The organism is Stenotrophomonas sp. Br8, assembly GCF_014763005.1.
Classification (GTDB): Bacteria; Pseudomonadota; Gammaproteobacteria; order Xanthomonadales; family Xanthomonadaceae; genus Stenotrophomonas; species Stenotrophomonas lactitubi.
In genome coordinates this window covers 107286-128533 of record NZ_JACGTN010000023.1, presented here as the reverse complement: position 1 = coordinate 128533, position 21248 = coordinate 107286, and the positions used below count along the sequence as shown (strand labels likewise).

Annotated in this window: 18 protein-coding genes; 13 read left to right on the top strand and 5 right to left on the bottom strand. The window is 65.2% G+C overall.

Annotated elements, in window-relative coordinates; translation table 11 throughout:
• Positions 1–203: 203 nt before the first annotated feature.
• Entirely contained in the window at positions 204–1058 is an 855-nt protein-coding gene (gene apbC / locus H3005_RS18975; protein WP_089236336.1) for an iron-sulfur cluster carrier protein ApbC, read from the top strand.
• A 79-nt stretch (positions 1059–1137) separates the two neighbouring features.
• Complete coding sequence (gene dcd / locus H3005_RS18970) at positions 1138–1704, top strand: dCTP deaminase (RefSeq protein ID WP_089236335.1); 567 nt, start codon at positions 1138–1140, stop codon at positions 1702–1704.
• Positions 1705–1769: 65 nt separating this feature from the next.
• On the opposite strand, the gene H3005_RS18965 is transcribed toward dcd, so the two are convergent.
• The 3 genes from H3005_RS18965 to H3005_RS18955 are packed head-to-tail and all read right to left on the bottom strand — an operon-like array spanning position 1770 to position 3043.
• Positions 1770–1937: a DUF5668 domain-containing protein gene (locus H3005_RS18965; RefSeq protein WP_025876120.1), complete on the bottom strand. Its 168-nt coding sequence runs from the start codon at positions 1935–1937 to the stop codon at positions 1770–1772.
• Between the two features lie 15 nt (positions 1938–1952).
• Positions 1953–2375 (bottom strand): HIT family protein, encoded by a 423-nt coding sequence (locus H3005_RS18960; protein ID WP_100553128.1) that lies wholly within the window; start codon positions 2373–2375, stop codon positions 1953–1955.
• The gene (locus H3005_RS18955) at positions 2372–3043 is read right to left on the bottom strand and encodes a dienelactone hydrolase family protein (RefSeq protein WP_100553127.1); all 672 of its coding nucleotides are present in this window, start codon (positions 3041–3043) and stop codon (positions 2372–2374) included. Before H3005_RS18955 ends, H3005_RS18960 begins: the two co-directional genes overlap by 4 nt.
• 367 nt (positions 3044–3410) lie before the next feature.
• On the opposite strand from H3005_RS18955, the gene H3005_RS18950 reads away from it, so the two are divergent.
• The 11 genes from H3005_RS18950 to H3005_RS18900 all read left to right on the top strand — a co-directional run bounded on the left by H3005_RS18950 (position 3411) and on the right by H3005_RS18900 (position 19035).
• On the top strand, positions 3411–3869 hold the full coding sequence (locus tag H3005_RS18950; RefSeq protein ID WP_191078768.1) for a phage tail protein: 459 nt from the start codon (positions 3411–3413) through the stop codon (positions 3867–3869).
• Positions 3869–4213, top strand: coding sequence for a hypothetical protein (locus H3005_RS18945; protein WP_100553126.1), 345 nt, complete (start codon positions 3869–3871; stop codon positions 4211–4213). The genes H3005_RS18950 and H3005_RS18945 overlap by 1 nt, the downstream gene beginning before the upstream one ends.
• Positions 4214–4293: 80 nt before the next feature.
• Positions 4294–4536 carry a hypothetical protein gene (locus H3005_RS18940; RefSeq protein WP_235189890.1) on the top strand — a complete coding sequence of 81 codons (243 nt, stop codon included), beginning with the start codon at positions 4294–4296 and terminating at the stop codon, positions 4534–4536.
• Between the two features lie 94 nt (positions 4537–4630).
• On the top strand, positions 4631–6940 hold the full coding sequence (locus tag H3005_RS18935) for a phage tail tape measure C-terminal domain-containing protein (RefSeq protein ID WP_191078831.1): 2310 nt from the start codon (positions 4631–4633) through the stop codon (positions 6938–6940).
• Positions 6937–7290 (top strand): hypothetical protein, encoded by a 354-nt coding sequence (locus H3005_RS18930; RefSeq protein WP_100553124.1) that lies wholly within the window; start codon positions 6937–6939, stop codon positions 7288–7290. The genes H3005_RS18935 and H3005_RS18930 overlap by 4 nt, the downstream gene beginning before the upstream one ends.
• A complete protein-coding gene (locus tag H3005_RS18925) occupies positions 7287–7748 on the top strand; it encodes a DUF1833 family protein (protein WP_032975025.1) in 462 nt (153 codons plus the stop codon). The genes H3005_RS18930 and H3005_RS18925 overlap by 4 nt, the downstream gene beginning before the upstream one ends.
• On the top strand, positions 7748–8143 hold the full coding sequence (locus tag H3005_RS18920; RefSeq protein WP_100553123.1) for a hypothetical protein: 396 nt from the start codon (positions 7748–7750) through the stop codon (positions 8141–8143). The genes H3005_RS18925 and H3005_RS18920 overlap by 1 nt, the downstream gene beginning before the upstream one ends.
• A complete protein-coding gene (locus H3005_RS18915) occupies positions 8134–16410 on the top strand; it encodes a host specificity factor TipJ family phage tail protein (protein ID WP_191078767.1) in 8277 nt (2758 codons plus the stop codon). The genes H3005_RS18920 and H3005_RS18915 overlap by 10 nt, the downstream gene beginning before the upstream one ends.
• 88 nt (positions 16411–16498) lie before the next feature.
• Complete coding sequence (locus tag H3005_RS18910) at positions 16499–16705, top strand: hypothetical protein (protein ID WP_191078766.1); 207 nt, start codon at positions 16499–16501, stop codon at positions 16703–16705.
• Between the two features lie 147 nt (positions 16706–16852).
• Complete coding sequence (gene rimO, locus H3005_RS18905) at positions 16853–18214, top strand: 30S ribosomal protein S12 methylthiotransferase RimO (protein ID WP_180166311.1); 1362 nt, start codon at positions 16853–16855, stop codon at positions 18212–18214.
• Positions 18211–19035, top strand: coding sequence for a DUF3025 domain-containing protein (locus H3005_RS18900; protein ID WP_191078765.1), 825 nt, complete (start codon positions 18211–18213; stop codon positions 19033–19035). The genes rimO and H3005_RS18900 overlap by 4 nt, the downstream gene beginning before the upstream one ends.
• Before the next feature lie 42 nt (positions 19036–19077).
• On the opposite strand, the gene greB is transcribed toward H3005_RS18900, so the two are convergent.
• Both greB and H3005_RS18890 read right to left on the bottom strand, forming a co-directional pair.
• The gene (gene greB, locus H3005_RS18895; RefSeq protein WP_100553118.1) at positions 19078–19593 is read right to left on the bottom strand and encodes a transcription elongation factor GreB; all 516 of its coding nucleotides are present in this window, start codon (positions 19591–19593) and stop codon (positions 19078–19080) included.
• A 78-nt stretch (positions 19594–19671) separates the two neighbouring features.
• Positions 19672–21177 (bottom strand): helicase HerA-like domain-containing protein, encoded by a 1506-nt coding sequence (locus H3005_RS18890; protein ID WP_100553117.1) that lies wholly within the window; start codon positions 21175–21177, stop codon positions 19672–19674.
• Between the last annotated feature and the right edge of the window lie 71 nt (positions 21178–21248).

Below are 21248 nucleotides of genomic sequence, written 5' to 3'. Positions count from 1 at the left end.
AGAGCAAATACGAGTACGGCACTGCGCATGCGCCATCGTGCGTGCTGCAACAACCAGCCGCGGAGCCCAAAACCAGTGCTCAGCGAACGTAACATGAACTTAACAATCTGTGCACGAATCTGTAGCAATCCTGAATTTCAGTCAGCGTACGTCCAGCTAGTATGATGTTGGGTTCTTCTTATCGATTCACCCCGGAGTCCGCAGTGAACAGTTCTTCCCGTCGTCCGCATGCCAGCCAGGTGCAGAAGGGACTGGCGCCGCATGCGCGCATCCGCAACGTGATCGCGGTGGGCTCGGGAAAGGGTGGGGTGGGCAAGTCGACCACGGCGGTCAACCTTGCCGTTGCCCTGCAGCAGCTTGGCGCGCGCGTCGGCGTGCTTGACGCGGATATCTACGGCCCCAGCGTGCCGGCGATGCTCGGCCTGTCCGGTCGCCCGGAAAGCCCGGACAACAAGAGCATCGAGCCGATGCGTGCCTTCGGCGTGGACACCATGTCGATCGGCTATCTGGTCGAGGACGAGACACCGCTGATCATGCGCGCACCGCGCGCGACGGCGGCGCTGACCCAGCTGTTCGAAGACACGTTGTGGGACGACCTGGACTATCTGCTGATCGACCTGCCGCCGGGTACCGGCGACATCCAGCTGACGCTGGTGCAGAAGATCCCGCTGGCCGGCGCGGTGATCGTCACCACGCCGCAGGACATCGCCACGCTGGATGCGAAGAAGGCGCTGAAGATGTTCGAGAAGGTCGAGGTGCCGGTGCTGGGCGTGGTCGAGAACATGGCCGTGCATACCTGCAGCAACTGCGGGCACGTGGAGCACCTGTTCGGCGAGGGTGGTGGCGAGCGCATGGCCGCGCAGTACGGCGTGCCGCTGCTGGGGTCGTTGCCGCTGCAGATCGGCATCCGCGAGCAGGGTGATGCCGGCACCCCGATCACCGCCGCGCAGCCGGATTCGGCGGCGGCCCAGGCCTACCATCGCGCTGCCCAGCGTCTGGTCGAGGAGGTGGGCAAGCGCCCGCGCGCCTCGATCCCGATCCTGTCCTCGCTGCTGTAAGGGCCCGCTGGCGGGGCTGCGGCGGCGACGCCCGGCCCCCTGTTAGAATCCTCGCGCCCCCTTGCACCCAGGACAGAGCATGAGCATCAAGAGTGACCGTTGGATCCGCCAGATGTCCGAACAGCACGGCATGATCGAGCCGTACGAGGCCGGGCAGGTCAAGCAGGTCAACGGCGAGCGCATCGTCAGCTACGGCACTTCCAGCTACGGCTACGACGTGCGCTGCTCGCGCGAGTTCAAGGTGTTCACCAACATCAACTCGACGATCGTGGACCCCAAGCATTTCGATCCGGGCAGCTTCGTCGACATCGTCGGTGATGAGTGCATCATTCCGCCGAACAGCTTCGCGCTGGCGCGCACGGTCGAGTATTTCCGCATCCCGCGCGACACCCTGGTGGTGTGCCTGGGCAAGAGCACCTATGCGCGCTGCGGCATCATCGTCAACGTGACCCCGCTGGAGCCGGAGTGGGAAGGCCACGTGACCCTGGAATTCAGCAATACCACGCCGCTGCCGGCACGCATCTACGCCAACGAAGGCGTGGCGCAGATGCTGTTCTTCCAGTCCGATGAAGTGTGCGAGACCTCGTACAAGGACCGCGGCGGCAAGTACCAGGGCCAGACCGGCGTGACCCTGCCGCGCACCTGAAGGTGGCGCCGGGCGATGCCCGGCGTTCTGCGTGATCACGAAGGCGGCGCATGCGCCGCCTTTGCTTATTTGCCGCGACCGAACAGGATCGCGATGCCTACGGCCACCAGGCCGAGCGGCCACCAGGTGAGCAGCAGGCGCGACAGGTTCAGGTTGGTCCAGCCCAGATTGCTGGCCAGCATGAACAGGCCGATCAGGATCAGCAGGATGGCGGCGACGATATTGAATCGCATCAGGTCGGCACTGGCTCAGGAATGGGCCGGATATCCTAGCCGTTCCTTCCAGTAGGCGACATGCTGGTCCAGCGCGGCCGGCTCATAGCGGTGCGCCGGGCCGCTGCCCCAGACCGGTCCCGGCCATGCCGGATCGCCGTCGTGGCGGCCGATCACGTGGAAATGCAGCTGGCGCACGATGTTGCCCAGCGCGCCGATGTTGATCTTCTCAACCCCGTCGGAACCATGCAGCGCCTTGCAGGCGCGGTTGAGCTCGGTGCGCAGCTTGTCCTGCTGATCGCCGTCCAGCTCGATCCACTCGGTCACCCCGGCCAGGCGCGGCACCAGGACCAGCCAGGGGAATCGTTCGTCGTTCATCAGTCGCACTTGCGACAACGGGCCTTCGGCCACCAGCACGCTATCGGTGGCCAGGCGTGAATCGAGTTCGAAATCGCTCATCCAAGATGCTCCGAGAAGAAGTCCAGGGTGCGTTGCAGCGCCAGGGCGGCGCTGTCTGGATCATACGCATGTCCGACCTCGCGGTTGAAGGCATGATCGGCCGGATAGACGTAGGTCGCCATCTGCGGCAGCTTCTCGCGGTGGGCCTGGATCGCCGCCGGCGGGATGCTCTTGTCCTGCGCGCCGAAGTGGAACATCACCGGGGCCTTCGGCGTTTCATCCAGGAACTGCACGTTGCGCGCCCCGTAGTAGCTCACCGAGGGCAGGCCCAGGCGCAGCGCGGACAGCAGCGCGACGCTGCCGCCCCAGCAGTAGCCGACCGTGCCCACTTTGCCGTGCGGCGCCAGCCGGGTGGCTGCGGCGCGGACCACTTCCAGCGCCTTTTCCATGCCCAGGGCGGTGACCCGTTCCAGGCCATCCTTCACGCCTTCGGGGGTATAGGGCAGGGCATCCGGATCGGCCTCGGGGCCGTCCACCAGGTCGAAGAATGACGGTGCCAGCACCGCGTAGCCCTCGGCCGCGAAACGTTCGGCCACGCTGCGGATGTGCGGGTTGGCGCCGAAGATTTCCTGCACCACCACCAGGCTGCCACGCGGAGGGCCTTCGGGCAGGACCTGCCAGGCACGGACCGGACCGTAATGCGTATCCAGGGTGATCCATTCGGACATCGGGGGGTACCTCGTTGCAGGGAACAGAACGGCATTGTCGACGCTGTGAGGGTTAGCGCGATGTCAGCGGCTGTGCCGCATCGGGCGGCTACTGGGAAATGGCGGTGGTTTCCCAAGGCGGTGCAGATGGTGGTTTTCGCATTGACCGGTGCACACCCGGCGCCTAAGCTTTCAGCCAGGATGACATACAAGCCTCCGGCGCAAGCCGGGGGCTTTTTTGTTGTCCGCGCGTTGCCCGAGGGCGGCGTGGAAACAGGCGGCTGTGCCGGGCCAACCGCGACGAAGACATCCAGGCCGACCCGAGCCTGATAACCCCGAAACCCAGCCGCCGCAAGGCGGCTTTTTCATTTCCAGGAGAATCAACACCATGTCCATCAATCAAGCCATTTCCGCCCAGGACTCCGCGCTGTATGTGAAGGCCGGCACCGCGCCAACCGCGCCGAACAATCCGGCTGGCTACACCGAGATCGACGGTCTCACCGCCTTCCCGTTCGGCCGTGGTCAGGCCAACACCCTGGATGCAACCAACCTGCGTTCGAAGCAGATGGAGAACATCGCAGGCCTGTCCGGCGGCCAGGCCGTACAGGTGTCCGGCCATCGTTGGCCGGTGGGCAGCTCGGCGGGTCAGGAAATCCTGCGTGACGCCAATCCGGATGCCGACCTGCACTTCCTGATGGTGCTGCCCACCGGCGATGCAGCCACCTTCGTGGCCAAGGTCGCAGCCTTCAACGTCGCCCCGGGTACCAACCAGGTGCTGACCTTCACCGCCGATCTGTTGCCGCGTGATTTCGCCATCGTCACCGCTGCTGCTGGCGGCACTCCGTGATGTTGCTGGGCAAGCAGCAGATCCTGGATGCACATGATCGCCGCCATGAGGACATCGCCGTGCCCGAATGGGGCGGCAATGTGCGTGTGGCGATGATGTCGGCCAGCGACCGTGACCGCTGGGAGCAGGAGACCTACGGCGGTGATACGCCCAAGGTGGATGACTTCCGTGCGCGCTTCGTCGGCCTGTGTCTGGTCGACGAAATGGGGGGGCGCCTGTTCTCCGACCATGAGGTGGCCCAGCTGGGCGCGAAATCGGCGGCGGCGCTGGATCGCGTGTTCCGTGTCGCGCAGACGCTCAATGCGCTCGGCGATGCGGCCGTGGGAGAGCTGGAAAAAAACTGATCCGCCGGCCTGAGCGCCGGCTTCAGTTCCGGATCGCGTGGAGGCTGGGCCTCCCGCATCCGGACCACCTGCTGGCGGGAGTGACGTCCCGCCAGCTCTCGGAGATGTATGCGTTCGCACGCCTGGAACCGATGGATCAGCCACTGCAGGGGATGCTTGCGCAGCTGACCAGTGTGCTGGCCCAGGTACATGGCAACGCGACCACGGCCGAGGACTTCCTGCTGGTGCGGCCGCGCGCCTCGCCGGAGAAGGCTGCCAAGGAACGCTCGCAGCAGCTGCTGGAGATGTTCGGCAGCGCATCGCGCCGCAACGCTGCGCCGTGAACCCAGGCGGGGCAGGGCATTGCTTCTCCGAGGTGTGGCATGCAATCGAACCTGGGGCCCTGCGGGGCCCCTCATCATTCTTGGAGGAACGCATATGGCGTCCACTAACCAGAATCTAGACGTAGTACTGCGGGTCAACACGACGGGCTTCCGTAACGCAATGGCGGAGGCCAGCCGCCTGGCAACGCAGAATCTCAAGACGCTGCGCGCAGAGGCAGAGCGGACGGCAGCGGCCCTGGCGCGTGTGCATTCGGCACCGGAAGGCGCGGCGGCAAAGGCAGGGGCAAGCGCAAAAGGCGGGGAAGATGTACTCCGCAGCGGCGTGAAGGAGCTTGGCAACGGCCTGCTGACTGCTGCAGGCGGCCCATGGGGCATCGCCATCGCGTCGGTGCAGAAGCTCGGCGAAGCGTACATGGACATGGTCAAGGCATCCGAACGTGCCCGCGCCGAGTTCAATGAACAGATGCAATCGCTGAAGCTGATGTCGTTCACGATGGATGAAGTCGGCAAGGGTCTGCGGGATCGCAGCATGCCGATGGATGTCGCCGTCGCTTCGCTGCATGAGCAGGCAAAGGCCATGCGCGAGCTCGAAGCGCGCAAGCGCGCGCTGGAGGGGGCCGTCACCCATTGGGAAGGGCGCGTGGCCTATGGCCAGCAGTCGGCGCGGGAGGGCGCCGGCATGAGCGCGGGGGCCGACTACGCAGGGCTGAAGGCCGCGCAGGACGCCTTGAAGGAGTTTGAGGGCAAGACCGATCCGGTGCGGCGCCAGTTTCAGGAGCTGCAGGAACAGATCCGTGGCTCAATGGATCCAGAGCTGTTCAAGAGGGTCCAGGACGCCATCAGCAATCTCGACATCCAGACGTTGGTCCAGCTCAAGGCGGAGCTTGGCGCTGCCAAGTGGGAGGCGCTGCAGGCGGGCTCGGCCATCAGCGGCATGTTGGGCGGAATGCAGGGTGATGCGTGGCGGGATGAGGTGGAATGGATCCGCCAGACCCGTGGCGAGTACGCGGCGTGGATGGTCGAGCGTGGAAAGCAGATCAATGCAGCCGGCGGCCCGGACAAGATGAACGCGCGTAGCCGCGCCGAATTCAATGCGCTGGCGGCGCTGAAGAAGGCGGACATCGAGCGCAAGGATCGGTTGCGCGAGCAACAGCAGGGATCGCAGCGGACTGTTGAGCGGGTCGATGCTGAAGCGGCGGCTTATCAATCTCTTATCGACCGCATTGACAAGCAGATCGCACAGGACCGGGTGCAGAGCCAGTTGAAGGAAGGCATGACTGCGACAGAGAAGCTGCAGATCACCCTGCTGGATGAAATGCGGCATGCCGAAAAACAGCTGAGTCTGGAAAAGCGCCAGCGGATCGAAGCATCGCTCGCGGGCGCTGTCGTCAACGCCAAGGAAGCGGCAGCACTTGAGGCTACGAAGAAGGCCCAGCAGGACCTGCTGAAGCTGCAGCGGGAGCTCCAGCAGGCGGCGCAGGCACAGCAGCGCGGCAACGACCAGGAACTGTTCGGCATCGGCCGTGGCGCAGCGAGCGTGGATCGCATGCAACGCCGTTCCGCGCTGGATGAGGACCGCGACAACCGAAAGCGTGCGTTGGACGACGAGTCGCGCAGTGAAGACGGCAAGGTCATCGAATCGGAGCGCTACAGGACCCTGCTGGCCGAGCTCGATGCGTTCCATGAGCAGTCCCTGCAACGCGAGGCCGCGTTCCAGGAGAGCAAGAAGGCATACCAGTCCGATTGGAAGAACGGCGCGATGCGGGCCTTCGAGGACTACGCCGACGCTGCCGCCAACGCTGCCGAGCTGAGCCACGGCGTGTTCAGCAATGCCCTGGGGGGGCTGGAAGAAGGCTTGGTCAAGTTTGCCCAGACCGGCAAGCTGTCCTTCTCCGACCTGGCCGACTCGATCATCGCCGATCTGGCGCGCTTGGCAGCCAAACAGATGGTCAGTGGGCTGATCAGGTCGGTCGGGCAGATGTTCGGGCCGAAGATCACCGGCTTTTCCATCGGCGGTTACACAGGCCCCGGTGGCAAGCACGAGCCCGCCGGCATCGTCCACAAGGGCGAGGGCGTGCTCAGCCAGGAAGACATGGCCGCTCTCGGCGGCCCCTCGGCGTTCTTCGCCCTGCGCACGTCGCTGCGGACCGGCAATGGCCTGTCCGGTGGCGACAGCGGTGGCTATGTGCAGGTGCCGATCGCCCGTGCCGGCGAGGGTGGGATGAACGTGGAAATCAACAACTACGGCGAAAGCCGGGTCAATACGCGGGAAGAGCGACAACGCATGCCGGATGGCAGCGAAGTGCGGCGACTGGTGATCGACATCGTGGGCGACAGCCTCAACGGTGGCGAGCTGGGCGCCATTGGACGGGCCCGATATGGATGGACGGAGGCAGTGGGATGAGCAGTTGGCCAGAGTATGCAGAGATTCGTTTCGCCGACTATGGCGAGGAGATCGTCGCGTCCGAAGAGCGGACCGACATGGAGCGCGGGCCGAGCAAGATGCGCACGCTCAACAGCCGGGTGATGAAGAATGTGTACGCCTCGGTGCAGTTCCGCAGTGCGGCCGACGCCGAAGCGTTCGAGGAGTGGTACCTGCGCGATGTCGGTCGTGTCGGCTGGTTCACGATGGAGCACCCGCGGACCGGGCAGCCGATCAGCGCCCGCTTTCCGCAGGGGATCGGCCGCCTGGTGCCGCTCAACACCCAGTTCCGTTTCTCCAAGCGTGATCTGGTGCTGGAGTACATGCGATGAGCTCGTTCCATGAACGTCGCCAGCGCCTGGCCGATACCCAGGGGCCGCTGATGCTGCTGGAAGTGTCGGCGCCATCGATGCCGGAAGTACTGCGGATCGTCAACGACAACGTGAACTGGACCAGCAATGGCAGCGAGTTCATCGCCGCGCCATTCGGCTTTCAGCTTCCCGACGACGTCAGTGGGCAGGCTCCGCGTGCGCAGCTGGTGATCGACAATATCGGCCGCGCACTCACCGAAGACCTGGAAGCACTGGCCCCGGGCGAGATGGTGACCGCCCGGTTGATGCTGACCGACCGTGCCAACCCGGATGCCATCGAGGCCGAGTACGACCTGCCGATGACCCAGGTATCGGTCAACACGCGCACGGTCAGCGCCCAGTGCGGCGTCGACTTCCTGATGCGCCAGCAGGCCGTGCTGCTGCACGCCAATCCTTTCACGTTGCCGGGGATCTTCTGATGCGCCTGGTCGACGTCGAGCGATGGGTGGGAATTCCCTATGACGAAGCCGCGTGCGACTGCGCCGATCTGGTGGTGCAGGTGCAGCGGGCGCTGTTCGCCCGTGAAGTGGAGCTGCCCGGGCGGAGACCGCGCGGGCGGCGCGGCTCGGCCGAACTGGGCACGCTGTCGCGCGCGCAGGCGGTAGCCCGCGAGGGCCCTCCGCAGGACGGCGACCTGGTACTGATGATCGAACGCGGACAACACAACCCCGGCCATGCCGGGGTTTTCTTTTTCCTGGCCCACGAGGGCTGGGTTCTGCACAGCAATGAAACGAACGGCTGCAGCGTGCTGCACCGCGTTCGTGACCTGCCCGGATATGGGCTGAGGATCGAGGGATACTACGCATGGAACTGACCCCACAACCGGCGACCGACGGTCGCCTCATCATCACCCCGCATCCGGTGCTGCTGGATGGCCAGCGCAACGTGCCGGTCGACCTGCGCCCGGGCGAAAGCCTGTACGCCTTCCTCATGCGCCATATCGATGGCCTTGATGGGCAGGCCTGGCAGGTCTGCGTGGATGGTATCGATGTCCCGCGTGAGCAGTGGATGCAGGTGCGCCCGCGGCATGGGCAGCTGATCGAAGTGCGCAGCGTGGTTGGCAAAGCGGTGATCCCGCTGGTGGCGATGATCGCGCTGACCTACTTCACCTTCGGCATCGGCGCGCTGGCGGCAGGCTCCGCCTGGGGTGCGGGAGCGATCGCGGGCACTTATGGCACTTTGGCCGCTTCGGCGGTCTACGTGGCCGGCAGTGTGCTGATCAACAAGGTTCTCACTCCGAAGCCTCCCCGGCCCGGTGGTGGTGGTGTTGCCGATACCGCCTATTCGCTGGCTGCGCCTCGCAACCGTGTGCGCGCCTATGAGCCGCTGGGCCTGCTGTTCGGCTCCACGCGCGTGGCGCCCGATCTGATCAGCCGTCCCTATACCTGGTTCGAGGGCGATGAACAGTTCGTCGGCATGACCCTGAGCCCAGGCATCAATGTCGGCCGTGTCGAGGCGCTGCAGAACGGTGAGTCACCGCTGTCCAGCTATGAGGGGGTGCGCACCTGGTTCCGCGGCTTCCCGCAGATGCCGGACGAAGCGATTCCGCTCTACAGCAACGCGGATGTGATCGAAGGCGCTCTGTTGCTGGATACCGGCAGCGACGCCAAGCATGTGGCCAGCCCGTGGGTGGAGCGCACCAGTTCGGCCGAGACGCTGCGCCTGCAGGTGAACGTGGAATTCCGTCTGTGGGACACGACCTCCAAGGGCAAGGACAAGGACAACCGCGAGCAGCTCCAGATCCAGTACCGCCCGGTAGGCACCACCAACTGGCAGTTGTTCGGCAACTACAACCTTGTGGGGCGCACGCAGAAAGCCCGTCGGGTGAGCTACGGTCGCGATGTGGAGCTTGGCCAGTACGACGTGCGTGTGCGCGTGGCTGGACAGAACACCGATGGCAGCGGTGCGCAGGCGAACTTCACCTGGACCACGCTGGTCAGCGTGCAGCGTGACGATGCCAGCCATGCCGGCATTCCCGCGATCGGCCTGCAGATGAAGGCCTCCGGCCAGCTCAACGGCACCCCGGATGAAATCCGCTGCGTGGCCCATTCGCGGCCGATCCCGGTGTGGAAGGGCGATGCGGTTGGCTGGGTGACCGAGGAGACCAGCAACCCGGGCGCGCAGATTCTGGCCTACGTGCGAGGCATCAACGACGAGAATGGCAAGCGCATCGCCGGCCTGGGCATGGCGGATCGACGCATCGACATTGAAAGCCTGAAAGCCTTCATGTTGCATTGCGCAGACAATGCGCTTGGCTATGACTACTGGCTGACCGAAGTGCGCAGCCACCAGGCGGTGCTGGATGCCATCGCCCTGGCCGGCTTCGGCCAGGTGACCTGGGCAAAGGGCCGCCTGGGCGTGGCATGGGCCGCCGACGAGCAGCCGCTCTCCGGCGTAGTCAACATGGCGACGATCAAGAAGGGCCAGTTCCAGGTCGACTACACCCTGGCCAATGCCGCCGACGGCATCGAGTACAGCTATCTGGACCGCCGCACCTGGAAGGCGGCGACGCTGCGCGTGCCGGCACCGGGTGTGGAAGTGATGCTCAACCCGGCCAAGATCACCGGCGAGGGCGTCAGCACCGAAGCCCACGCCGCGATGCTGGCGCGTTGGCATCTGGCGCAGAGCGTCTATCAGTACAAGTCGATCAGCTACAGCACCGACATCGAGCACCTGGCCTACTCGCGGTTGTCGGTGCTGGCGTTGCAGCACGACTTGACCCAGTGGGGCTTCGGTGGCCGCCTGATCGGCGCGACGGTCGATGCCGAAGGTGTGACCACGTTGCAGTTGGACGAGCCGGTGCCGCCGCCGGCGGTGGGCAGTGCGTTCATTGGTCTGCGCATCCCCAGCGAGCGCGTCTACCGCGTACTGCGCGTGGTACCTGGCAGTGAGCCGAGCGACACCCTGGTGTTGGCGGATCCCTGGCCGGCCGACGCGTCGCTGCCTGGCAGCAGCGAGAACAATCCTGCCCACGACACGATCTGGATCTACGATTTCAAGCAGACGCCGGGTACCCGCGTGCGCGTGACCGGCATCCGTCCGGAAGGCGACCTCAAGGGTGCATCGGTGGACGTGGTGCAGGAAGGGCCAGCGTTCTGGCACTACGTGCGCACCGGCCAGTACGTGCCGCCGTCGAACGAATCGTCGCTGCAGACCCGGCCGATCGCCAGCAACCTGAAAGTGATCGAACGGCAGGTCAGCCAGGGTGGCAGCGTCCATACCGAACTGCAGGCGAGCTTCGACATCAGCGGGCCGGTGGGTGACACGCTGGTGCTGTCCGATCCAGACGGCAATGCCGCGTTGGAGGAAGTCGCACGCACCACGACGCGCTCGGCAAGCTGGTCGATCCCCGGTGCGGGCACCTATCCCGTCGTCGTGCGTCCGTACAGTCCGGAGGGACGCGCCGGCGTGGCGGTGTCCACCCAGTACACCACGATGGGCGCCGATGCCCCGCCTGTCCTGGTCGACCTGTTCGACATCGAAGAGCTCAGTGGCGGTGTGCGCCGCTACGTATGGGGCTTCTTCAGCGATACGGTGCAATCGACCGACTTCGCCGGTGTGGAAATCCGCTACACCGCGGGCAGCATCGACAACCCGCTGTGGGAGCAGATGACACCGCTCGGCGATGCGGGTGGCTTCTTCACTGCCGCGATCGAAGCGGTGCTGCCGGCGTCGGGCAGCTGGACCTTTGCCTGCCGCAGTCGCAACACCTCGGGCGTACTGTCGACGGCCGCCCGCTACGTGCGACGTTCGCTTGGCCGCAACGTCGGGCAGACGCTGGAGGGAATCGGTGGCGTGGTGGAGTCGGTCAAGCAGGATCTGGGCAAGGAAATCACTGCCCGCATCGACAACGACCTGGCCAACGCCACCCAGGCGGCCGAAGCACTGCGCAGTGAATCGCTGCGCCTGCAGGGACAGATCACCGAGAGTGCCACGCACCTTGCCCAGCAGGCCGGGCAGCTGGACCAGCAGGCGCTGGCGATCAAGGCAAGCACCGATGGCCTGGCACGCGAAGTGCTGGACCGCGCTGCAGGCGATCTGAATACCCGCACCGAGCTGACCACGGCGGTGACCCGCGAAACCAGCGAACGCCGGTCGGATGTCGAGAATCTCACGCGGATGGTGAGCCAGCTGTCGGCCGGCAGTGGCGTGCAGTTTGACAGCAAGCGCATCTGGTACTTCGACAGCAGCGTGGAAGGATGGGGCGCGAACGGTGGCAGTCCGACGCTGGTGGATGGCTGGCTGCGCCCGGCCAACCATGCCAGCGATGCCTTCGTGACCAGCCCGCGTGGCCAGGACGTCCAGGGCGCGGCGCACCGCTTCGTCAAGCTGCGCATCCGCAAGGTGGGTAGTCCTGCCTGGGACGGGCGACTGCTGTGGAACGGCCCCGGCCAGTCGTGGGACGACGCGCGCACGGTGCAGTTCGCAGAGCCGGGCTATGACAGCAATGGCATCGCCACGCTGGATGTGGACAACATTCCGTGGAACGGAACCGTGGTCGACCAGATCCGCCTGGATCTGTCCAAGGCGCAGACCGATGCCCACTACTTCCTGCTGGACTGGGTGGCGATCGGCCGACCGACACCGGGCGCATCGGTGGCGATGCTGCAGGACGAAGCCAGTGCACGCATCGCAGCCGATTCCAGCGAGGCCAGTCGTCGAGAGACGCTCGGCGTGCAGCTGCGAGGCAGTTACGAAGGAGGCGATCTGGCGGGCGTCAGCCAGGGCCTGATCGCGGCGGAGAAGTCCGCGCGGCTCAGCGGCGACCAGGTCAACGCACAATCGATCCAGGCACTGCAGGCACGCATGCCCGCAGGTACCGGCGCGGTGGCTACCAATGCCAGCGTCAGCAGCCTGCAACAGGCAATGGTCACTGCCGATACCGCGCTGGGACGTCGTGTGGACAGCCTGGACGCCACGATGGGTGACAAGGTCGGCTCCAGTGCCTTCAATGCGCTGAAGTCGGAAGTGGGGCAACTTGACGGCAAAGTCACCACCAGCAGCCAGGACCTGGTGCAGCTGAAGAGCCGGATGGAGGCGGTGATGGGGGCGGGCAGCAACCTCGCGCTCAATGGTGACTTCAACCTGGGCCCCGAAGGTTGGACCTTCTCCAATACAACGGCTGCATCGGTGGTGCGGGAGGGGCGTGGCAACAGCCTGTGCTGGAAGGCCGGCCCCTATGCCGGTGGCGTCAACACGGTGGTCAGCGCGGCCGTCAATGAAGGGCGGTTCATTGCCTTGACGGCCGGGCGCCGCTATCGCGTTTCCTGCTGGACGCGGACCAGCGAGGACTTCGATGGCACGGCCGACAATACCAAGCTTCGTATCGGCGACCAGAATGGCAATCTGATGGTGGCTGCGACAGCGTCGTTCCCCAGGTCCGTGGATTGGGTGAAAACCGAGACCTTGGTGAACCTGCCGGCCTCCGGCACGGTGCAGGGCATCAAGGTCACGATCAATCGCAACGGCACGGCCGGCACGCTGTGGCTGGATGACCTGTGGGTGGAGGAAGTGACCGACGCCGATGCGAATGCTTCGGCGATCACGGGTCTGTCGACCAAGGTGGAGCAGATCGATGGCAAGCTGACGACCGCCGCCGAGGATGTGACACGCCTGGCGTCCGGTATCGGCAACATGGTGGCCTACAACATCATTGCCAATGCGCACATCAACGCCTGGCCCACAGGTGGACCGCGTGCATCGGGTGTTTACCGCGCCAACGGCAGCATCGTGGCCGGCATGGGGGCCAACCGCGGCCTGCGGGTAGGGGTGATCAATGCGGACAACAGCATCAGCAGTACCGCCGTGTTCGACACGTACGGCAATCTGCAGGCTGAATCGGCCCGTTTCAACGCCTGGTACGACGAGACCCTGAAGGACAATCAGTACTTCATCGCCTATACGTCTGACGCGGTGGGGGCGATCAGCAGTGGCACCAACGCCGACACCGTCGGCCTGCGCACGCGCCTGCTTGATGCCGGTCTGTCGCAGGAGAATCTTGTGGCGCTTTCCGGCGGACGGATGCTGGTGATGGTCGGGCGCAGGAAGAGTGGCGCCGGTGGCGGCAGGCAGATCCTGTCTCCGCCCGCGCTGGATGCCAGCCGCGTTGGCATGTGGGTGGAAATGACCATCACCCTGCTCAATGGTGTACCGACCGGATCGCAGGACTCGTCGGCGCTCGACCGTGCCTCGCGGGCCAATGCCGAAGCACTGACCGGGCTGCGCACCGATGTGGGCAAGCTCGGTACCGATCTGGCATCTGCGGCGGACAGCATCACCAGTCTGGGTGCACGAATCGATACGTCCGTGGTGAGCAATGACAACCTGCTGCGCAACAGCAACTTCGCCGGCAGTGCCGCGTGGTGGACGTTGACCCGCACGCTGCCGGCCAACACCGTGGAGTGGGTGAAGGCCTCTGGCCAGGGCGGCGATGCGTTGTTGATGACGCACGGGCCGCAGGCCGGCCAGAACCCGGCAATCACAGCCAATGATGCGCGCTGGTTGCCGGTGGCTGCCGGCAAGTCACGCCGGTACCGGATGGTGATGATCGCCCGTGCCTTCGATGGCGCGACGGCGACGCTGGTATGTCGCCTGAGGGTGCGCACCACGGGCGTTGGCGAAAGCCATGCGGACGTGACATTGAACCTGGCCGACGGTGCCTGGAAAACGTACACGGCGGAGTGGTCGACGGGGCTTGACCGCAATGAAGTGATGCCACAGGTGCATCTGACCAATGCGAATGGCAAGGTGTTGTTCGACCGCGTCGAGTTCTACGACATCACCGATGCACAGGACATCGCCGGCAATGCCACGGCGATCTCCAACCTGCGCACCGACGTGGTGCAGCTTGGCGACCGCATCACCAGCAGCGCGGCCAATGTGGTCAAGCTGCAGTCGGATGTGCAGTCGATTCTCAACGGAAGCGACAGCCTGTTCCCGCTGGGATCGTTCGAAACCTTCCAGGACGGCCAACTGCTGGCGAGTGCGGCGGGCACGATCTACACCGCCCGCGCCGATGCGCGCCGGACCGGTGAGCGGGGCCTGGACGTGAATGTCGCAGCCAACACCAGCCAGAGCACGAACGCGGACATGTACGTCGGCCAGTGGACCCCCATCACCGGCAATCGTCGCATCTACGTGGAGTACTACGCGCGCCTGCATCCGGACAGCATCCAGCCGACCGGAGGTTCCATCCGGGTGGGCTGGCAGACTACCAACGAAGCCAACGCGGAAAGCTTGTGGCCATTGCAGGCCTATGCACTGGCCTCCCTGCGCAAGGATGCATGGACCAAGGTCAGCGGCTACATGGATACTGCGGCCTCTGCCGCGAAGTGGCGGATGCTCGTCAGTATCCCGGGCGGAAATGGCGCACGGGAAGTGGGGGTCCGCGTACAGGTTGATGATATCCGCATGATCGATGTCACCGATGCCTACGCCGCCCAGCAGAGCGCCGCCGCCACGGCAACGGCGGTCACTGCGCTGACCACGAAGGTGGATCAGCAGGGGGCGAGGGTCGATGCGCAGGCGCAGCAGGTCACTGATCTTTCCAGCAGCCTGAAGGGAGTGCTCAATACCGGCAGCGGCCTGCTGCCCAATCCCGATTTCGCAGAGGGCCTGGGAGGCTGGACCGCATCGGCAGCCGCCAACGGTGCAGTGTGGAGCACGGTCAACGGCGACGGCCGTCCGGGCGTGCTGCTCAATCGATATACCAGTGTGAATCCCACGCTGCAGCCTAATGGTGGCAAGTGGGTGCCAATCAATGGTATGCGTCGATTGCGCGTGGTCGTACGTGCCTGTGGCGCAGGTGGGGCGAACAACCTGATGGTGCGGATGTATCGCAGAAGCGTCGCCGGACAGCAGTCCAACCAGGACCTGCGTGCCGTGTTCGCTGTGGAGGCATTCGAGACACGCACGTTCGATTTCGATGCGTTCAACAGCGGTATCGACGCGTGGCGGCTGAATGTGTATGCCTATCCGGACAATGGCCAGGTGCGCGTGGACAGTGTGCAGGTGTACGACATCACCGATCAGTTGGCCAATGATGCCAACGCCTCGGCGATCAGCGGGCTCAGCACGTCCGTTGCGCAGCAGGGCAGCAAGCTGGACACCACCGCGCGTGACCTGACCCAGCTCAAGACGCAGGTGGGCGATGTGTCGGCCAGCGGCTTCTCGCAGCTGAAAAGCCAAGTGAGCCAGCAGGGAACACAGCTGACGGCACTGTCCGGGCGCGTGGATGGCGTGCAGGCATCGTTGGGCGGCAAGGCGGACGCTGCCGTGGTCACCAGCATGCAGGCGCAGGTCAAGAACCTCGGTTCGGGCGGCAACCTGCTGATGAACACCACCTTCCCGTTCTGGCAGCGCTCGGGCTGGGGATGGGGGGGGAACACCAATGGGCGCTGGATCGAGCTGGGTGATCCAACTGGCGATGGCAACTGGAGTCCGCGGGGAGTGTTCGGCCTGGGGTCGCGGACTGGCGGGGTGGTGTCACCCAGCGAAGTGTCCTGGTGTGGCACCGAGTACGACATCGCCGTCGAGGCGGGTAAAACTTATTGCGCCTCGAGCTGGATGAACACGCATCGCGTCGAAGGCAAGGTTGAACTGACGTTTTTCGATGCCTCCGGCAATCACCTTGGTCTGGTGCACAGTCCGGGCGTGCGCAATTACGTAGGGGGCCCCGTCACTCTGGACAAGCTGTCGCGCCCGTTCCTGATCACCAAAGCGCCAGCGAATGCGGCCTTTGCGCGCTTCCGCATCATCCTCCTCGGCACGGGGGAGGAGAACCCGTACTTCTGGATCTTCCGCCCGATGCTCAGCCAGGTGGATGCGGCAGCAACTACGCCACCGACCTGGTCAGCAGGTGGCACCGAGTCATCCGCACAGTGGTCGGTCAACGTCCGCGCCGACGGCAGGGTAGGGGGCGTGCAGCTGGCTTCCAATGGTCTGGTCTCGCGCTTCGACGTGGTGGCCGATGCATTCAGCGTCAGCGCACCGGGCGGCGGCCGGCGTACCGAGTACAGCGACGGCAACTGGCGTGTCTTCGACGAAGCCGGACGTCTGCGCGTGCGCATGGGAGTGTGGTGACAGGGCGTCTGCCGGCGACGGCAGACGCCCAGCTTGTCAACCGTATCGGCCGCCGGTGAAAGCGGCCTCTTTTTTTCCTGGAGTTCTCATGAAATTCAATGCTCGACTTGTCCTGCTTACCCGCGCCGTGGAGCAACCCGGCGTGGTCAACCTGCACTTCCGCGCGGAGGGGGAGGCGGTCCCGCCGCAGATGGTGATTCCGGTGGCACCGGCCGATGCCTACGCCCTGAAGTTCGGGGGGCTGTATCGGTTCGAGCCGGTGGAAGTGGACGAATTGCCTGCCGCTCTGGCCTGAAAGGTCGGGCTGGGGCGGACAAGGCGCTGTCGCGGCAGTTCAGGGACCATGGCCCAACCCCGGTATACTGGCGCCCTTTCAGGCCCCGGCCCCCAGGTCCCCCTGCCATGCCGGCAGGGGCCCAGGCCCCCAGAGTCCCGCGATTCCATGTCCCAGCTGAACCCCAAAGTCGGCTTCGTCAGCCTTGGCTGCCCGAAGGCCCTCGTCGATTCCGAGCGCATCCTTACCCAGCTGCGGTCGGAAGGCTACGACATCGTCCCGTCCTACGATTCGGCCGACGTGGTGGTGGTCAACACCTGCGGCTTCATCGATTCGGCGGTGACCGAATCGCTGGATGCGATCGGCGAGGCGATGAACCAGAACGGTAAGGTCATCGTCACCGGCTGCCTGGGCAAACGCCCGGAGCAGATCCGTGAGGCGTACCCGAACGTGCTGGCGGTGTCCGGGCCGCAGGATTACCAGAGCGTGATGGAAGCCGTGCACGCGGCGCTGCCGCCCAAGCACGACCCGTTCGTGGATCTGGTGCCGGACTACGGCATCAAGCTGACCCCGCGTCACTACGCCTACCTGAAGATTTCCGAGGGCTGCAACCACCATTGCAGCTTCTGCATCATTCCGTCGATGCGCGGCAAGCTGGTCTCGCGCCCGGTCGATGACGTGCTGCGAGAAGCCGAGCGCCTGGTGCGTGGCGGTGTGCGTGAGCTGCTGGTGGTTTCGCAGGACACCTCTGCCTACGGCGTGGATGTGAAGTACGCCGAGAAGATGTGGCGCGACAAGGCTTACCAGACCCGGCTGAAGGCACTGTGCGAAGGCTTGTCCGAGCTGGATGCGTGGGTGCGCATGCACTACGTCTATCCGTATCCGCACGTCGATGACGTGGTGCCGCTGATGGCCGAGAACCGCATCCTGCCGTACCTGGACATCCCGTTCCAGCACGCCAGCCCGCGCATCCTGCGCCTGATGAAGCGCCCCGGCGCGGTCGAAAAGACCCTGGAGCGCGTGCAGAACTGGCGCCGCATCGCGCCGGACATCACCGTGCGTTCGACTTTCATCGTCGGTTTCCCGGGCGAGACCGAGGCCGAGTTCGAAGAGCTGCTGTCCTTCCTGGACGAAGCGCAGCTGGACCGCGTCGGTGCGTTCGCCTACTCGCCCGTCGAGGGCGCCACGGCCAACAACCTGCCGGACCCGGTGCCGGAAGAAGTGAAGCAGGAACGACTGGCGCGCTTCATGGAAAAGCAGGCGCAGATTTCGGCCTCGCGTCTGGAAGCCAAGATCGGCACGGTGCAGCAATGCCTGGTCGATGCCATCGAAGGCGATATCGCCGTGGCCCGTTCCAAGGCCGATGCGCCGGAGATCGACGGCCTGGTGCATATCCAGAACGCCGACCAGGTGACATTGCGCGTGGGTGAGTTCGTCGACGTGGAAATCACCGAGAGCGACGAGCACGACCTCTACGGCGACGCGCTGCCGCCGACCACGCGCCCGGCCTTCGACCTCAAGGTGCTGTGACCGGGGCGGAGGCTGCTGATGGCGGCCCCCGCCGCTTCGTGGCACCGCTGCGCGCGGCGGTGGATCGGTCTGCGTTCGATCATCCGGTGTTTGCCGGTATCGCCGAATTCGCTGATCTGCTGACCACAGCGGACTGGCCGCGCGTGTCCGACCTGGACGCGCGCCTGGCGCTGCCGGGCAAGCGCATTGTTGAACAGGATGCGGCGCTGCTGGCCGATGGCCTGCACTATGAAACGCGCATCGCCGAAGGGCGCATCGCCACCCGTGCCGACAACTGGCACGACCTGTTCAATGCCCTGGCCTGGGCACGCTACCTGCCGATCAAGCGCGCACTCAACGCGCAGCAATGCCGGCACATCGAGCGCATGGCCGCCGGACAGCGCAACCGCGCGCAGGCTGCGCTGACCCAGTTCGATGAAACCGGCGTGGTGGTGCATGTGCGCGACCGGGCATCACTGGCAGCCTGGGATGCTCACGATTGGCGCGCGTTGTTCGAACCGAGCCATTGGCAGTCAGGGCGGATCGCCATTGCCGCTGTATTTGGTCATGCCTTGATGGAACAGGCGCTGCTGCCGGGCCGGCTGCTGGTGGGTAAATGCATCGTGCTGCAGGGCGATGACGATGCCGGCTGCATCGATGTGGTCGCGCAGGCCATCGACGAGGGCAGAGTGCTGCTCGACCCTCTGGAGCTGCGCCCGCTGCCATTGGCAGGCATTCCGGGCTGGCACGCCGATCAGGCACCAGCCTTCTACGCGAACGACGATTATTTCCGCCCACTGCGCGAAGGGCGTCGTTATCCGCCGCCGCTGCCGCTCCAGTAGAGCCGAGCCCGTGCTCGTTGAGCGCTGCTGCCCGGCAGAGGCTCAGCCCTTGGCCGCAGTCTCGTACTCGACATCGATCACCGCAAAGGTGTGATGACCACTGGGCAGTTCCACCGAAAACTCATCATCCAGGCGCTTCTTCAACAAGGCCCGCGCCAACGGCGAATCGATGCTGATCCAGCCCAGTCCTGCATCGGTCTCATCCGGCCCGACGATGCGGTAGCGGCTGGTCTGCCCGCTGTCCACGTTCTCCAGCTCCACCCAGGCACCGAAGAACACCGCTTGCGGATCGGTCGGCGTGGTGTCGACCACGCGCAGCGATTCCAGGCGCTTGGTCAGGTAGCGCACGCGACGATCGATCTCGCCCAGCTGCTTCTTGCGGTAGGTGTATTCGGCATTCTCCGAGCGATCACCTTCGGCTGCGGCCGCAGCCAGCGCCTTGACCACCTCGGGTCGACGTACCCGCCACAGCTCATCCAGCTCGGCTTTCAAGCGTGCATGGCCGGCTGCGGTGATCAGCGCGGTGCTCTTTTCTGCGGGGGGACGCCAACGCGACATGTAATGCGGCTTCTCGTACGGAATGAAACAAATACGGCGCGCCGCTGCCGGCGCGCCGCGAAGGTGCTGCCGGAGTTCTCAGCGCTTGCCGCCGAAGATGCCACCGAGGATGCCGCGCACGATCTGGTTGCCCAGCTTGGTACCGACCGTACGCGTTGTCTGCTTGGCCATCGTCTCGATCATGCCCTGGCGGCGCTTGGTGCCAAAGATCGCGTCCTTGATCGATTGTCCGAAGCCACCTTCCTGCGCCTCGTCCTGCTCACGGCTGCGTGCGGCCGGTGCATCGGTTTTCTCAACCGCCTTCTGCGCGCGCTGGGCCAGCAGTTCGGCCGCCGATTCGCGGTTGATGGCGGTGTCGTAGCGGGTGCCGACCGGGCTGCCGGCCCGAACCTGCGTACGTTCGGCCTCGGTGACCGGTCCCATGCGGCAGCGCGGCGGGGCGATCATCGTCTGCTGCACCGGCATCGGCACGCCCTTGTCCTGCAGCGTGGACACCAGCGCCTCGCCGGTACCGAGCTGGCTGAGCACCTTCACCACATCCAGCTTGGGATTCGGCACGAAGGTCTCCGCGGCGGTCTTCACCGCCTTCTGGTCGCGCGGGGTGAATGCGCGCAACGCGTGCTGCACGCGGTTGCCGAGCTGGCCGAGGATGTTGGCCGGTACGTCGTCCGGGAACTGCGAGCAGAAGTACACGCCCACGCCCTTGGAACGGATCAGCCGCACCACTTGTTCGATGCGCTGTACCAGTGCGGGGGGCGCATCGTCGAACAGCAGGTGCGCTTCGTCGAAAATGAAGACCAGCTTCGGCTTGTCGAGGTCGCCCACTTCCGGCAGCTGCTCGAACAGCTCCGACAGCAGCCACAGCAGGAAGGTGGAGTACAGCTTGGGCTTGAGCACCAGCTGGTCGGCGGCAAGGATGCCGATGACACCGCGGCCATCATGGTTGACCCGCATGATGTCGGCCAGTTCCAGCGCCGGTTCGCCGAAGAAGTGCTCGCCGCCGTCCTGCGCCAGGCGCAGCAGGGCGCGCTGGATGGCGGCCACCGACTGCGCGCTGACCAGGCCGTACTCGGTGGAGATGTCCTTGCGCTCCTCGGCCACCAGGCCGAGCAGGGCGCGCAGATCGTCCATGTCCAGCAGCAGCAGGCCGCGGTCATCGGCCAGCTTGAACACGATGTCGAGCACGCCGGCCTGGGTGTCGTTCAATTCCAGGATGCGTGCCAGCAGGGTCGGGCCCATCTCGCTCACGGTGGTGCGCACCGGGTGGCCGAGCTTGCCGTACAGATCCCAGAACACGGTGGGGCTGGCCGCCGGGGCGTAGTCGCCCACACCGATCTCGGCCGCGCGCTTGAGCAGGTTCTCGGCGCCGGTACCCGGCACCGCCAGCCCCGACACATCGCCCTTCACATCGGCCAGGAACACCGGTACCCCGATCCGCGAGAAACCCTCGGCCAGGGTCATCAGGGTCACGGTCTTGCCGGTGCCGGTGGCGCCGGCCACCAGCCCATGGCGGTTGCCGAGTTTCGGCAGCAGGGTGACAGCCACATCGTCGGTGATGCCTTTGCCGAGCAGAATCGGATCCATGGTCCAGCCCTTGTGATGAATGTGCCAATGTTAACCGCCGACAGTGACGGGCCGAAGGTCGGCTTGCCCCG